Here is a 13,609-nt window from a genome sequence, read left to right on the forward strand (position 1 = left end):
TCGGCCAGATAGCCGCCGAGGGTGAGAAAAATCATGCCGCCAAACCCCATAAAAGCTGCTTGCAAACCCAGGAATTGGGCGCGAGCAGAACCGATGTAATAATCAGCAATCAAGGTGGTTGCAGTTGTCATAATACCTGCCACGCTGAAGCCCAGGAGCATCCGTCCCAGCAAAATTAGCCCAATTTGATCCAACAGGAAGCCAGAGCTGCCTGCGAAGCCATAGAGAAACACAGATAATCCCAACAAACCTTTGCGCCCAAAGCGATCGATCGCAATTCCGGCAATGGGCGCACCGATCGCAATAAACAAAGCTGGGGCAGTCAATACCAATCTCACCCAATAATCAGCATTAGGAACAGCCGAAAAGTGCTGTCGCATTGCTGGGAGGGAAGGGGCAATTGTGGCTCCTGCCATCACGGTTAGGGTGCTGACTAGCAGCAGGGTTGCTTTTACGATAAAAGTTTCAGGGCTGCGTGGTTTCATAGAATATTTAGGAAATTATCTGCCTTCATCTGTCTGGATCTGCTTGTGATTTGCGATCGATCTATCAAATTGTTACATACCAAGGTTTTTTTGCACCCATCTGCTTAGATCGACCCCAAATATCAGGCAGGTAAACACAGATGAGCGCAGATAATTTCAGGCTATTTTGGAGATAATGCAATTCCTGTCTATTCAAAATGGTTGACTAGGGTTTGAAGTCGATTATAATCCTACTTGCCCAATGTATTCTGCTACAGAAGTTAGTGCGAGCTGCGGATATTGAATGTTCGTACAGCAAGCTGATCGCTGCATTCTCAAAGCACTGAGGGTAGCGAGTTTCTGAACTTCGCAGCGCTGCATTCTCATGTTCCAGTTGAGCGACTCGCGCCTGCAATTGCTGCATCGAGACTTCCGGATTTAATGGGTTCATCGGTTTTACCTGCGATGTATTGCCTACCTGGTATCTATTTTGCTTGATTCCCAGAAAGTTGGAGCGCGATCGATATATAGTGGTTCTCACAAAGATGAAGTATTGACCAATCAATCTCTCAATCTAAAATCTAAAATCTCAACTTCTAACTCATCTTTTGAGCAAGGCTATATAATTAAAAGATGCCTCACAGCCTTATTTTAAACCTACTGCCAGTTGCACCAATCCCATCCCAATTTTTAACGGGACGGCATCTCCACGCCTTATTTCTCAACCTGGTGAGTGCTGTAGACAGCGATTTGAGCGCGTACCTGCACGACCAATCCAACGAAAAAGCTTTCACATTAAGCCCTTTCCAAGTAAGCAGAAAAGAGACTTACAAAAACAGCAACCCGCAGCCACAAAAGAGGGTTTTGCCTCCGGCGGGGCGCACAAGTTCCCAAGCTGTACAGTGGGAACACAAGCAAGCAATTGGCGAAAATACACCGATTTGGTGGCGCATTTCTCTGCTGGATGACGGTTTGTTCGATCGCCTAACTCAACTGTGGCAGCAACTCAACTTCGATCGCCCGTGGCATCTGGGCCCGACAGATTTGTACGTGACTAGCATTGTCAGCCAACCGCGATCGCACCAGCCTTGGGCAAACTTCTGTACTTACGCCGAATTGTTCGATCGCGCTTCGGAAACTGAGAGGCACATTGCGTTTACCTTCTGCACTCCTACGAATTTTCGGCAAGGCGTGTACGACAGTGCGATGCCGACTAGAGAGAGTATTTTTGGCAGTTTGGCAAATCGTTGGAACAAGTACAGCGAAATTGCGATCGAACCTACTTTCACAGAAGCTATTTTTCCCAGTTTCTTCGATATCCGCACCGAAGTTTGTACGGATTCTCGCAGTAAATTTATTGGCTGCGTCGGCGAGGTTACTTACCGAATTATGGGAGATGTCAGTCCGCTTGCTGTCAAGCAAATTAATGCTTTAGCAGATTTTGCACTTTACAGCGGAGTCGGGCGCAAGACGCCGATGGGAATGGGAATGACGCGCCGATTGCCAAATTTTTAATCATTCACTTTTCGGCTTAATTTCACTGACAATTTCATAAACATCAGTGTCGGGAATCTTGGCAAACAAAGGCGTCATTTGCTTCAATATTTGCTGATAAGCTTCGCTTTGATTTGCTGCCATCTCTTCTACACTTTCCCAAAAAATGATGGCAATACCTTTGTCTGTATTTGGCAATTGCAGCAGGTATGCTCCCTTAAAACCTGTGGCATAGGTGGCGACGGCTTTGCCAAAAAGTTCTTCTGCTTCTTTGAATTTTCCTGGTTTAAATTCGCCAATTGCAACGTAGGCGAACTGATGTCTGAGAAAGTCTAAAAATTCTGACATATCCTTTTCCTCAACAAATCGCGATACACCAACTTATATTTTACCCTCTTCGCAGTAATTTTGTGAACTTCACAGTTTGTAATTTTGAGCGAGCTAAGCGGCGAATTGATGAGATATTGCACCTAGCTGCGATCGCGCTTTACCGGTGAAAACCCGTAAAAAGCGGTTTTTTGCAATAACCCTATCGCACTTGAGCGGTGAAAACCCGTAAAAAGCGGTTTTTTGCAATAACCCTATTGAAAATTTTAAAATTTACCTGCCAAAATTATAACATACAAATACCAACAAAGTAAAGAGCCAGCTCAAAAACATGAAAAAAATATTAGTAATTGAAGACAATAACTTAATCCGAGAAACCGTTTTAGAACTTCTGGAATCGCGAGGTTTTGAAGTTGTGGGCGCCGAAAACGGACAAGTTGGTATCCAGTTAGCGATCGCCCAAATTCCCGATTTAATCTTGTCTGATGTCATGATGCCGGAACTCAACGGCTTTGAAGTTTTCGCGGCTTTGCGATCGTACCCTGCAACCGCCAGGATTCCGTTTATTTTTATGACAGCCTCCGAAATGGAACAAGCCCTAGAACTCCCAGCCGACGGCTATCTCAAGAAACCTTGCAGCGTCACAGAAATCCTCCGGGCGATCGCAAATCAACTAGAAAAACCGACTGTTACCAACCCAAAATATCAAAAAATACAAGACAATTCTGCGCCATCAAATCTCAGCTCGCGCGCCAAGAATCAAAAATCTCGGTTTGAGATTGCGTCGCTTTGCTCGCAATGACGCCCACAGTAACGTTATTCATAGATAAGTTGAGGGAATTGCAAATTGCTTCCAGCCGGGGGTGGCTTAGACTGGGTATGTTGAATTTGGTAAAAAAGTCATGAACGCACAACCCAAAGGCCGCCTAGTTTGGAATCACTCTACCCACCTTCCCGGTTTGATACCAATTTTAGAGCGCCTGACTCTAAGAAAGGGGATTCAAACCGTTACCCCAGGCGTCATTAACAAAGTTAAAGGACACATCCCCCACATGACATTAAGAGTGTCAGTACCCATTCGCGGGGGATTTAAAATCATTGCTAGACAGGGCAAAACTGTACAAGAAGTCTTTATATTAACCACTCTCAGTCAAGGGGACTTGGAAGAGCTCATCGCCCAAACCCTAGCCAAGTGACAATTTTTCCTGAGCAAGCAAAGCCCGGGCTCTAACTGCCAAAGTTTCATCGCTTTGGGCTATTTCCTCAAGTTGGGCCGAAACTTCCGCTAACCAATCCGGTTTAACAGTCGCAGCACCAGCCAAAGCTTGCAAACCTCCCGCCGCTGCGTAGCGAACCACCCATTCCGGATCTCGGGACGCTTGCAGCAGCGTTTTCACAGCGCGAAGTTGAGCATCTAAAACTTGTTCTGCCGGCATCAGTTCCCAGCAAATCGTCCCCAAACCCCTAGCCGCCGCCCGCCGCACGCTCAAAGCAAAGTCATTCGCCGCCGCATCGAGCAAAATCTCTAAACCTCTGGGATCGCCAATTCCCGCCAAAGCCCGAACAGCCCAAGCTCTCGCTCCGTAATTGTAGCCGTCAAGCTGTTCGAGAAGTGGCAGCACGGCAGGTTCTCCGAGTTGAATTAGCCCGTCAACGGCGGCAACAGAGGCGCCTGGGTTGTTGTAGCCGAGGACTGTAATTAAGGTAGGAATTGCTTCTTTTGAGTCAGCAGCCGACAGTGCTTTGACTGCGTTTAACAAGCCTTCGGAAGAATCTGCTTGCTCGACGGCGCGAATTAGTTCTAATGCCATTTATTTGTAAGCTTTACCGTGACTATTGTAATTGTAGGTTGGGTCGATCGCGCGATCGAACTTTTTGTAAGGTGGATGAGGCGCGGCGATTAACTGGGAAAGCTTCCCCTGCTCGAAGTAGGACAGTCTTGGTTAAAGAGTCGAATCGGCAAAAAACTCGACTCCATACCCGCGCTAGGAATTCTTGCGCTGTGCGTCCTCACCGCCTTGGCGCTTCCTATAAGACTTAGCCCAAGCATACCGCTGCGGATTTTTTTTCAGCAGATATTCCACAACTTCCCGACGCTTCTCATCTTTAGCATTTTTGACAACCTGCTTGAGTTCGGAATCTATATCTTCTGATTCAGCACCGCGTTTAATTGCCTTGTTAAACCAATCATCGCCCTGTGAATATTGACCCCGCTCAAAACAAATAGCTCCCATCAAAGTGTAAGGATGATGACTCAGAGGCTGATACTCAATAGCTTTGAGCGCGCACTTTTGTGCATCATCTAATTTATCAATATCTCGGAAAGCACCGCCCCTCGTTGTTAGCAAAGCGGACTTGAGCTTATTTTCTTTGATTTGGTCGAAGTCCAGATTTTCTGTCACCTGCAATGCACTTTTCGGTTCATTTGCCTTGCGCCAATGACTGCTGGCGTTGGGCAAGTTCCATTTATTTCCAGTGCGCTCATATTCCTGCTCATAGAAACGCGCTTCAAGCCTGTGGTAGGCAATAGCAATCCTTCCATGACTAGCTAAAAGTCCCTGTTGTATTAACTGAACAACTAACACAGGATCTAGACGCTCTTCTTTCTCCAATTTGACCATAATTGCGTAAAACGGATCGAAAGGGAAATCACGATCTATAATCCGATACTTGACCTTCAGAGCACCAAATTCCTTTTCTTGGGCAAAAGTAATTACATCCTCACGTCCATTCTGTTTCACCCAATCAATATCAGCCTCACTCAACTTCTCTCCCAATTGGATTTTGGATTTCAGACTAGCAGCATATTTGTCAATAGCAAAAGTAATTACATCCTCACGTTCATTCTTTTGTAACCAATCAATATCAGCCTCACTCAACTGCTCTCCCGATTGAATCTTAGACTTCAGACTAGCAACATATTTCTTAATAGCAACAGTAATTGTGTCAGTCAGTTTACGCTTTTTAAGAAAGTTAATATCCGGCTCACCTAGCTGATTGTCTAAATCAATTTTCTTGAGAACTTTATAAAGATGGCTAGAGCGTGATAAATCCTCAGATTCATTAGCTTTATACTTAACTTTCAGTTGAGCAAAGTGTCGTGTCTGTTCAATCTCCAAAACAATATTAAGCGTTTCGCTCAGTTGATTCTCTTCCAGCCAGTTAAGTTCTGACTCACTCAACTGTATATCTGCATCCAGGTTTTTCAGGATTTGATAGAGCGGACTAGAGACAGATGTTTCTGGGTATTCACTAGCTTTGTACTTATCCTTGAGTTGGGCAAATTCAGCTTCCCGTACAGCTTTTTGTTGCCAAAAAATTTCTAGAGTATCAATCAGTTGGTTATTAAACAGCCAGTTAGCCTCTACATCACTTAATATTTGTCGTGCATCGAGTTGCTTGAGGATTTGATACAAGGGGCTATCAAGCGAACAATCGGGATATTCAGTGGCTCGGTACTTAGCCTTTAGTAAAGCAAATCGCGCCATATCTTCAGCGATAGCAACTGTTTCAGTAAGCCCCTCTTCTTTAAGATATTTAACTTCTAAGTGAGTGAGCTGATTTTCTGAGTCAAGTTTCCAAAGAATAGGATACAAAGCACTGGATAGCCGTAAATGCGGATGTCTGGTTACTTTAAACTTAGACTTAAGTTGAGAAAAATTAGCATCTAGTTTTATTCGTTCTTCAGCTTTACGTTGTGGCTGTTGCTCGATAGCTTCTATTGTTTCCAAAAGCTCTTGGTTGATTAACCAATCCCACTCGAAGCCGGTAATTGCACATTCTAAATCAGCTTTTCGCAGGATGAGATACAGAAGACTAGAAGGAGATGAATCTTCATATTTTGTTGCTTGATACTTTGACTTAAGCGCTGCAAAATGTTGCACCTGGACTTCAAAAGGATCGTTGATCATGGTGAATCCCCCGATTTATACTTCTAGCTGCTACACAACCATCTCCCAGCATTCCGCGATCGCTATTTTCTAAACCAAAGCTTTTTTAACTGGGGAGCGCTCCACATGGTAAGGTGATTTTAACATGAGTTCTTTTACCAAATCAAGCTACTAATCTCAGTATTTTCACTGAAATTTTAGCAAAATTATTGCCGAAAGCGTCCTCCCTCATTCCATCAAACCATCCGTCGCCGATTCACCAGGCTAAAACCGATCAAATAGTTTTCAATTACCTGAAATACAGATATGCGGTAAGGACACAGCAGTGGTGTTTTCTTAATGTGCTGTGTCCTGAATATACGGCAGATAATTGAGAATCGCTAAAGCAATCCTATTGCAGTTGCGAACTAATTTTGGTCAAAGTAAACTATCCATTAAATTCATAACTTGGATAGCTTCATCGGACAAAGATAGAGATTCTTGTTGATTGAGATGATGTTCCAAAACTCCTTTGAGCGCAATCAACTTCATGCTATTTTCTGCTAAAGTTTCAGCAATAGCTGGCGCTGACGGTAAATAGCCGATCGCCCCCAAGTCCATCAAAGCCGATCGCCTCAACTGCAAATTATCCCCATTTAAAGCAGTTACCAACCGCTCTCCGTAAACCCGATCGGCAGTCAACTGATACATCGCCCGCGCCGCAGCGTACTGCACCCGCTCCACAGAATGTTCTAAAAAAGGTGAAATTAGCGGTATAGCTTCTGTCGCTTTCAGCGTACCCAAAGCTTCGATTACCGAGTCGTAAGGCTGCACGAGGTGCGATTTTCCCGGCACTCGCACGGCCACAGCTACGCCCCCATCTAAGAGTTTCATCAGCGGTGGAATCGAATCGATCTCGCCCAGCATTTCTAGAGCTTGAGCCGCCGCTTCCCGCACGTAAAAATCGGCGCATTCTAAACAGCGAGTCAGTGCCGGCAAGGCTTGTTTGTCGCCCAATTTTCCCAGAGCTCGCGCCGCATTTCGCAGTAGGGAATAGTCGCCGATTTTTGTTTGTTCTGATTCTTCTTGCAATGCGGCAATCAAAGCTGCAATCGCTGCGGGTTCCTTGACTCGAAATCGGCCTACCCACCAAGCAGCATAATAGCGGAGACTGTAGTCTTGGGAGTGCAAATTTGCGATCGCCTGTTCTATTGTTAAAGACTCGCCCTCAGCTACACCCGCTGGCGGTGAGTCTGATTCGTCATAATTCATATTCGTTAGTTATTAGTTTAAAAGTGGTGGGATGGGCTTCTAGCCCGTCCTCAAAGAAACTCGGCGATTGAAATCGCGACTAGACAAACAAAACCCGCCTGCGCGGGTTGGGGAAACTTGGCGATTTCAATCGCCAGTTCTAGCGGAATTTGCTATTAATTATGATCCGACGATGATTCCGGTGATGATTCTGCGATCGCACTTAGCGGATGAATGTTCACAATTTTGCCACCCATGCGAGTAATCCGCTGCATTTCTTGATTCATCCGACTGTACGGTACGGTAATAAATGTACTCGCGCTCGATCGAATCGAATAATCGATATTTTCTGTATCATCGCTTTGGCGCAAGCCCACTACTTCATAACGAAAACAGCGACCTGCGGAAGCTGTATTGCCACTTTTTCCAGCTACAATTTGACCAAACATAAGCTTTTTGGTAATTGGTTAGTTGTTATTTGTTAGTTGTTATTAGTTACTGGTTGGTGGTTATTGGTTTTTATTTGTTTGTAACAATAACCAATAACCAATAACCAATAACCAATAACTAATAACCAATAACCACTAACTAAATTGGAGTAATGCTGGCGATTTTTCCGCCCAGGCGTTGAAATTTCTGCATTTGCGAGGACAAATCCTCACCAGGTACGATAAATGCCTTGCTGCTGTGGCGCACTCTGGGATAGCCACCCGTGCGAATGCCCGACACTTCAACGCGGAAAAGCCGCCCTTCTTTACCGTAAGCTGCCGCGCCGCCGAAACCGCTGCTGGGAGTTACGTTTTGTGTCGAAGACCGGTATGCCCAACCTTCGTTGCCGCCAGAAGGCCCAACTACAGCCGTAGCCGTGTTGGTGCCGAGTTCGACAGCTAACCGGGAGTTATTGCCTTCAAGTTGAGATGTATCGCTGTTGGCATAGCCGCGATATAACCGGAACATCCGCGTAAAACCGACGGTTTTTTGCCCGCGCTGCGTGTTAAAGCCCCGGTAGTAAGGGACGATATTTTCGCCGAAGTTTTCTTGATACTCTACTGAATCTATGTAAGAATCAATATCAGCGTCGTAGCCTTCTGTTTGGTACAAATCTAAGTGATGAATTACTTCCGATTCGTCGTAGGGAGCGCGACCGAGCAAGTGTTTGTAGTTTAGTTCGATCGTCCGAGTTTGGAAGCTGTTGTAGAAAAACTTGGTTTTGTACACTTCCGATTTTGCCACTGTCCGCACAAATTCTCGCACCGTTAAACTGCCGTCTCGCAGGAGAGATTCAGCACTTGTCAGGCGCTCGGATTTCATCAAATAGTCGTTGCCCAGCACCTGACGGTAAACTGCACGAATCACAGTTTCAACGTCGTCTTTGGTGTAGTTCGGGCGCAATTCTACCTTCGGCGCATCGCTCAATGCGGATGTTCCCAGTCTGGACGCTGCTGTGGAAATAGCCACCAGATTTTCTCCTAAATTAATAACAAAAATTTAAAGCTTGGTTGAACTTGAGATTTTTAGGACTAAGGCCAAGATGTGTCAAATTAGGGTGCACTCCCGGCGCAGCTTGTCTGTACACATCAATTAATCCTAATTTGCTAAAGACGTTTCAAAAAACATCTTTACAAACTTTAAGCTGTGGTAATACTTACCACTTTGCCACCACGTTTGTTGATTTGCTGCAAGCGGGTCGAAAGTCGATCGTAAGACACGAGATCTTCGGTAGTCCTGCACCGCACTTGGGGTGAAAACTTAGCCGCCGAACCTTCCATTGCGGTGACTCGGTAGAGTTGGCCGCGAGCACTCCCTGAAGTGCCGGCAAGGGCTTTTCCGGTGGTGGGAATGAAGATGGGCGAAGCCGTATTTCTGGCAATTTCCCAGGTTAGTCGCGCTTGCTTTTGGTTTTGGGCGCGATCGCTGTTGGCATAGCCCCGGTACAATTGAAACATCCGGTTAAAACCGACGGTTTTTTTTACCTCTTTGAGTCGCTAAACTGCCATAGCAAGCAACTACACTCTCGCCAAAATTCTCTTGATCATCTACTGAGTCAATGTAAGAATTGATTTCAGCTTCGTAGTCTTCTGCATTTTACAAATCAAGGTGGAAAGCAATTTCCGACTCGTCGTAAGGACCACGGCCTAATAAATGCTTGTAATTAAGATCGATTAAACGTGTTTGCGAGTTCGGATCAAAAAACTTTTTCCGATAAGTTTCGGACTCAGCAACTGCCCGCACAAAATCTTTAACTGAAATCTGCCCTTGCAGCAGCAAAGATTCGGCACTGGTAACTCGTTCGCTCGACATTAAATACTCGTTACCGAAAACTTGGCTAAGCGACGCGAATTACTGCTTTCGCATCGTCTTGCGTCCAGTGAGGGCGCAGTTCTACTCGTCTCGCTTTTTCAAATGCTTTTATTCCTAACTTTTCTGCTTTTTCTGCTTGAAAAACTGAAAAGTTCTGAAAAAAGTATTTGGAAAACTCGGCTAAGATCGCAGATGCCCGGAATCGTAAACAACAGTTAACACTAAAGCTAACAGCAGCTTACATTTCCGGGCATCACGCAAATCTAGCTTAGAGCGTTGATTGCGTAGTCGATGTAGGAATTAGCTTCAGTTGCAGCATCGCCACTCAAACCGTGGTTGGATTTGATGTACTTGAGAGCTTCAACATACCAGCTAGGAGACAATTCAAATGTCCGGTTGATTTCGTCAATACCTGCAATCAGGTACTCATCCATTGGACCTGTGCCGCCTGCAACTAAGCAGTAGGTTACCATCCGCAGGTAGTAGCCGATGTCGCGGGAGCACTTAGCTTTACCGGTTGAGGTAGAAGCGTAGTTTGGCCCTTGCATTTGTTGAGTGTACGGGAACTTGTTGTACACAGCTTGAGCTGCACCGTCGATCAAGCGCGCAGAGTTGGCGCTCAAAGACTTGGCTGCTTCCAAACCTGCTGCTGCTTGGCGGAAACGACCGAAGGCTACTTGCAATTCGGTGCTGCTCAGGAAGCGGCCTTGAGAATCGGCGGCGGTTACTGCTTCAGTCAAAGGGGTTTTCATTGTTCTGGTGTCTCCCTAATGTTTTGTTTTGTTTGTACCAAAATGATTGCTTGCAAATAATGCGATCGCTCGCTTCTTTACAGCAAGAAATGTTCGGGCTCGCTATTTTTAGCCGACTGCATTAGCTGCGCGGTCGAAGTAGCTGCCGATTTCGGACATCAGGGAGCTGCAATCACCACGGGTAACGCCGTTGGGGTCGTTAGCGATCGCGATCGCTGCTTCTTTCATTTTTTGTACGCCGGTTGCAACGGATGCACCTGGAGTTCCCAAAGCTTGGTATGTTTCGCGCAGACCGTTCAAGCAACGATCGTCCAAAACGCTGGCGTCGCCTGCGAAGGTTGCGTAGGTTACGTAGCGCAAAATGATTTCCATGTCGCGCAAGCAAGCTGCCATGCGGCGGCTGGTGTATGCGTTGCCACCGGGGGCGATCAACTGAGGCTGTTCAGCAAACAAAGAGCGAGCTGCATTAGCGACGATTGTGGATGCGTTACCGGTGATCCGGTTTACTGCGTCAATCCGCTTGTTGGCGTCAGAAACCATGCTGCTGAGAGCATCTAGTTGGCCCGAAGCCAAAAATTCGCCACGAGCGTCTGCTTGGGAAACCACTTTTGTAAATGCGTCAAACATGAACGAACTCTCCTACTTGAGTTAATTGAGTTTGGTTGCGGTATAAAACCGTTAAGTTAAATTTGTTCAGACCCGTAAGCCTGCCAGGGTTGAAGGTTGACGCCAGCTACGCTAGCTGGTCGGCTCGTTCTCTCCCTTTCCGCTACCTGCACTATTATGACATTGTAACGGACGTTTAAGAAACCTTAGAAAATTTTACACCTTTTATGAGATGCGACAAACCTTGTTAATCAGTGTTTTTGTTAACTTGAGCGTGTCGTTTCAACCTTCTGATAACCTTTATACAATGCTCGCGAGTGTTTGTTTATTACAAATTATTACGGAAACTTATCTCTATTAGAAGGTAAATTGATGTGGGCCCTATGCTGGCAAATCTCCTTCCTGGGATAGATGCCTGATGGCAGCGGTAAACTGCCGATCGAGAGATTGTCTGTGATGTTCGAGGGCCCGATGGGGATAATCTTCGAGGGAATTCGGGGAGAATGGCAGACAGGGAAAGGATTTGACGAGTTTCGATGCTTTGAAATACAGAATTTAAATTCTGTACAGCTTAAGTCTAGAGTTTGCTTCGATCGCCCTTTTTGTGACTCTGGCATCGCCCAGAATTGCCCCGTGGGTCGATCGCCTCTGTTACATTTCCCTGGGCAAACCCGAATTATTAAGAAAAGTTAACAAAAATTAAGTTGTGCGAAAACAAGCCAGGGGGAATAGGGAAAAAACCAAAAATTATGCCAAATGCAGGATGCGGGCAGAATAAAGTGGCGGTAAAATCTCAAAAGATTGGCAGGGCGATCGGCACAACCTCAACTTTTGAACGAAATATGACCGTTAAAAGACAAAACTCAGCCGCTGGGTCTTGGGTAAAAGCCGGAGAAATTGCTGCTAATTTTTAGCTAGAAAGCCGGGAATCCCCACACCAAGCGCTGTACCCAGGTTGGTGTGGGATGAAAGGCGATCGAAGCGACGATTGCTCGCCTGACAATCCCAACAAGGGACGCTCTAGCACCAAAGGCGGGCATGAGGAGACGAACAAATTCCCTTGTTCAGTCGTTGCACCTATGTTATCATAGGTCTGCTGTTTGTGATAAATAACATTGTGTTAAAGACAGTCAAGGTCAGAATCTACCCCACCGGAAAGCAGCAAAGCCATCTAGCGCAGGCTTTTGGTTGTGTTCGTTGGGTGTGGAATCAGTCATTGGCTACCATGTCCCAGACCTACAAAGATACTGGGAAAGGTATCTCTGCTTTGACAATGAAGAAACAGATTCCCGTCTGGAAGACTGAATTTGAATGGCTCAAAGAGTGTTACTCTCAATGCCTTCAGTCTTCGGTATTGAATTTGTCTCAAGCGTTTATCAACTTCTTTGATGGTCGCGCCCTTTATCCAACCTTTAAGAAACGCCATGGCAAACAATCGATTCAATTCCCACAAAACGTTAAAATTTTGGGTGATGATGAGATTAAATTCCCCGGCAATCTAGGAGTAGTTAAGGCTAAAATTCATCGTGAATTGGTGGGTAGTCTGAAAACTGTTACGGTGTCTAAGATGCCTGATGGTCGTTACTACGCATCGCTATTGATGGATGATGGGATTGACAAACCGGATGCTGTCAAAGAGGGCAAGGCAATCGGTATTGACCTGGGATTGCTTGACTTTGCAGTCACGTCTGATGGTTCTAAATACCAGAACCCTCGACATATAAAAAAGCACGAACGCAACTTAAAGCGCAAGCAGAAAAAACTATCTCGCAAACAGGACAAGACGACGGCTAAACGTCGCAAGGCTAAACTAGCTGTTGCTAAAGTCCACGCTAAAATTGCTCTTTGCCGCGAAGATTTTCGACATAAACTATCCCGTAAGATAGTTGATGAAAACCAAGTCATTGTCGTAGAAAATCAGGCAGTAAAAAACATGGTGAAGAATCATAATCTGGCTAAATCCATCAATGATGCGGGCTGGGGAATGTTTTGCACGATGCTCAAGTACAAAGCAGAAGCAGATGGTAAAGTGTACCTAGAAGTAGGTCGATTTTTCCCGTCGTCGCACCTCTGCTCTGATACATTACTGTCGCTGCCAAAAATGGATCTGTCTGTCCGTGAATTTAGATGTCCCCACTGTGGAAAACGGCACGACAGAGATATCAATGCAGCCATAAATATCAAAAATGAAGGCTTACGGATATTGGCGTTGGGAACCAGCGTTACTGCCCTTGGAGGCAATGTAAGACCAAAGCGATATGGACAGAAATCCACTGTCGTAGAGGCTGTTGCTATTGAATTGGGAAGCCCCCAGCATATCGGTAATCCGATTGCTGGTGGGTAGTTCACTTGTAAGGTGGATAAGTGCTGTCAGCGGTAGGTCTACAAACGGCACGAGAGAGCCGCCAGACGCAGTAAAGTTAAAAGCTTCCTGCTCTCTCGGCATCGAACCGGGGCCCAATACGAGTCGCAAGTTAAACAGTTTTTTTATTCAGAACTCAAAACTAAAAACTCTCTTACTGCCATCAGCCACATTCATCGGCTG

16 protein-coding genes and 1 pseudogene are annotated in these 13,609 nt (G+C 45.7%); 6 read left to right on the plus strand and 11 right to left on the minus strand.

The genetic code is table 11. The annotated features are described in order from the left end of the window. Positions 1 to 485, minus strand: a 485-nt coding sequence (locus QUB64_RS24940) for an MFS transporter (RefSeq protein ID WP_333276021.1), incomplete at its 3' end; no start/stop codon positions are given. Between the two features lie 205 nt (positions 486 to 690). Continuing rightward, complete coding sequence (locus QUB64_RS24945; RefSeq protein WP_333276023.1) at positions 691 to 915, minus strand: hypothetical protein; 225 nt, start codon at positions 913 to 915, stop codon at positions 691 to 693. 182 nt (positions 916 to 1,097) lie between these two features. On the opposite strand from QUB64_RS24945, the gene cas6 reads away from it, so the two are divergent. After that, positions 1,098 to 1,979 (plus strand): CRISPR-associated endoribonuclease Cas6, encoded by an 882-nt coding sequence (gene cas6 / locus QUB64_RS24950; RefSeq protein ID WP_333276024.1) that lies wholly within the window; start codon positions 1,098 to 1,100, stop codon positions 1,977 to 1,979. Here cas6 and QUB64_RS24955 read toward each other — a convergent pair whose 3' ends face one another. Further along, positions 1,980 to 2,306 carry an antibiotic biosynthesis monooxygenase gene (locus QUB64_RS24955; RefSeq protein WP_333276026.1) on the minus strand — a complete coding sequence of 109 codons (327 nt, stop codon included), beginning with the start codon at positions 2,304 to 2,306 and terminating at the stop codon, positions 1,980 to 1,982. 310 nt (positions 2,307 to 2,616) lie between these two features. Here QUB64_RS24955 and QUB64_RS24960 point away from each other — a divergent pair, with 310 nt between their 5' ends. Both QUB64_RS24960 and QUB64_RS24965 read left to right on the plus strand, forming a co-directional pair. Beyond that, on the plus strand, positions 2,617 to 3,087 hold the full coding sequence (locus QUB64_RS24960) for a response regulator (protein ID WP_333276028.1): 471 nt from the start codon (positions 2,617 to 2,619) through the stop codon (positions 3,085 to 3,087). Between the two features lie 100 nt (positions 3,088 to 3,187). Beyond that, entirely contained in the window at positions 3,188 to 3,481 is a 294-nt protein-coding gene (locus QUB64_RS24965) for a DUF2103 domain-containing protein (protein WP_333276030.1), read from the plus strand. Here QUB64_RS24965 and QUB64_RS24970 read toward each other — a convergent pair. The 8 genes and pseudogenes from QUB64_RS24970 to QUB64_RS25005 form a co-directional block, all read right to left on the minus strand. Continuing rightward, a complete protein-coding gene (locus QUB64_RS24970; RefSeq protein WP_333276032.1) occupies positions 3,470 to 4,096 on the minus strand; it encodes a HEAT repeat domain-containing protein in 627 nt (208 codons plus the stop codon). The genes QUB64_RS24965 and QUB64_RS24970 overlap by 12 nt on opposite strands. A 174-nt stretch (positions 4,097 to 4,270) precedes the next feature. Further along, positions 4,271 to 6,196, minus strand: a complete 1,926-nt coding sequence (locus QUB64_RS24975) for a hypothetical protein (RefSeq protein ID WP_333276034.1) — start codon at positions 6,194 to 6,196, stop codon at positions 4,271 to 4,273. A 396-nt stretch (positions 6,197 to 6,592) separates the two neighbouring features. Then, positions 6,593 to 7,426, minus strand: coding sequence for a HEAT repeat domain-containing protein (locus QUB64_RS24980; protein ID WP_333276036.1), 834 nt, complete (start codon positions 7,424 to 7,426; stop codon positions 6,593 to 6,595). Positions 7,427 to 7,581: 155 nt separating this feature from the next. Next, on the minus strand, positions 7,582 to 7,854 hold the full coding sequence (locus QUB64_RS24985) for a phycobilisome linker polypeptide (RefSeq protein WP_333276038.1): 273 nt from the start codon (positions 7,852 to 7,854) through the stop codon (positions 7,582 to 7,584). A gap of 139 nt (positions 7,855 to 7,993) precedes the next feature. Then, on the minus strand, positions 7,994 to 8,863 hold the full coding sequence (locus QUB64_RS24990; RefSeq protein ID WP_333276040.1) for a phycobilisome linker polypeptide: 870 nt from the start codon (positions 8,861 to 8,863) through the stop codon (positions 7,994 to 7,996). Positions 8,864 to 9,033: 170 nt separating this feature from the next. Next, positions 9,034 to 9,893, minus strand: a pseudogene (locus QUB64_RS24995) (phycobilisome rod-core linker polypeptide). Between the two features lie 76 nt (positions 9,894 to 9,969). Further along, entirely contained in the window at positions 9,970 to 10,458 is a 489-nt protein-coding gene (gene cpcA, locus QUB64_RS25000; protein WP_293144655.1) for a phycocyanin subunit alpha, read from the minus strand. A gap of 108 nt (positions 10,459 to 10,566) precedes the next feature. Beyond that, positions 10,567 to 11,085, minus strand: a complete 519-nt coding sequence (locus QUB64_RS25005) for a phycocyanin subunit beta (protein WP_333276043.1) — start codon at positions 11,083 to 11,085, stop codon at positions 10,567 to 10,569. Between the two features lie 390 nt (positions 11,086 to 11,475). Here QUB64_RS25005 and QUB64_RS25010 point away from each other — a divergent pair, with 390 nt between their 5' ends. From QUB64_RS25010 to QUB64_RS25020, 3 genes are all read left to right on the plus strand, one after another. After that, positions 11,476 to 11,757: a hypothetical protein gene (locus tag QUB64_RS25010; protein WP_333276045.1), complete on the plus strand. Its 282-nt coding sequence runs from the start codon at positions 11,476 to 11,478 to the stop codon at positions 11,755 to 11,757. Positions 11,758 to 11,813: 56 nt separating this feature from the next. Beyond that, on the plus strand, positions 11,814 to 11,978 hold the full coding sequence (locus QUB64_RS25015; RefSeq protein WP_333276047.1) for a hypothetical protein: 165 nt from the start codon (positions 11,814 to 11,816) through the stop codon (positions 11,976 to 11,978). 203 nt (positions 11,979 to 12,181) lie between these two features. Next, on the plus strand, positions 12,182 to 13,408 hold the full coding sequence (locus QUB64_RS25020; RefSeq protein WP_333276049.1) for an RNA-guided endonuclease InsQ/TnpB family protein: 1,227 nt from the start codon (positions 12,182 to 12,184) through the stop codon (positions 13,406 to 13,408). Positions 13,409 to 13,609 lie beyond the last annotated feature (201 nt).

Origin of the sequence: Microcoleus sp. Aus8_D2 (genome assembly GCF_036702665.1) — a bacterium.
Taxonomy (GTDB): domain Bacteria; phylum Cyanobacteriota; class Cyanobacteriia; order Cyanobacteriales; family Microcoleaceae; genus Microcoleus.

What these genes read in the sequence shown, in the direction of transcription:
- QUB64_RS24945 (WP_333276023.1), bottom strand. Translation starts at nt 915, where the DNA reads ATGAACCCATTAAATCCGGAAGTCTCGATGCAGCAATTGCAGGCGCGA.
- cas6 (WP_333276024.1), top strand. Translation starts at nt 1,098, where the DNA reads ATGCCTCACAGCCTTATTTTAAACCTACTGCCAGTTGCACCAATCCCA.
- QUB64_RS24955 (WP_333276026.1), bottom strand. Translation starts at nt 2,306, where the DNA reads ATGTCAGAATTTTTAGACTTTCTCAGACATCAGTTCGCCTACGTTGCA.
- QUB64_RS24960 (WP_333276028.1), top strand. Translation starts at nt 2,617, where the DNA reads ATGAAAAAAATATTAGTAATTGAAGACAATAACTTAATCCGAGAAACC.
- QUB64_RS24965 (WP_333276030.1), top strand. Translation starts at nt 3,188, where the DNA reads ATGAACGCACAACCCAAAGGCCGCCTAGTTTGGAATCACTCTACCCAC.
- QUB64_RS24970 (WP_333276032.1), bottom strand. Translation starts at nt 4,096, where the DNA reads ATGGCATTAGAACTAATTCGCGCCGTCGAGCAAGCAGATTCTTCCGAA.
- QUB64_RS24975 (WP_333276034.1), bottom strand. Translation starts at nt 6,196, where the DNA reads ATGATCAACGATCCTTTTGAAGTCCAGGTGCAACATTTTGCAGCGCTT.
- QUB64_RS24980 (WP_333276036.1), bottom strand. Translation starts at nt 7,426, where the DNA reads ATGAATTATGACGAATCAGACTCACCGCCAGCGGGTGTAGCTGAGGGC.
- QUB64_RS24985 (WP_333276038.1), bottom strand. Translation starts at nt 7,854, where the DNA reads ATGTTTGGTCAAATTGTAGCTGGAAAAAGTGGCAATACAGCTTCCGCA.
- cpcA (WP_293144655.1), bottom strand. Translation starts at nt 10,458, where the DNA reads ATGAAAACCCCTTTGACTGAAGCAGTAACCGCCGCCGATTCTCAAGGC.
- QUB64_RS25005 (WP_333276043.1), bottom strand. Translation starts at nt 11,085, where the DNA reads ATGTTTGACGCATTTACAAAAGTGGTTTCCCAAGCAGACGCTCGTGGC.
- QUB64_RS25010 (WP_333276045.1), top strand. Translation starts at nt 11,476, where the DNA reads ATGCCTGATGGCAGCGGTAAACTGCCGATCGAGAGATTGTCTGTGATG.
- QUB64_RS25015 (WP_333276047.1), top strand. Translation starts at nt 11,814, where the DNA reads ATGCCAAATGCAGGATGCGGGCAGAATAAAGTGGCGGTAAAATCTCAA.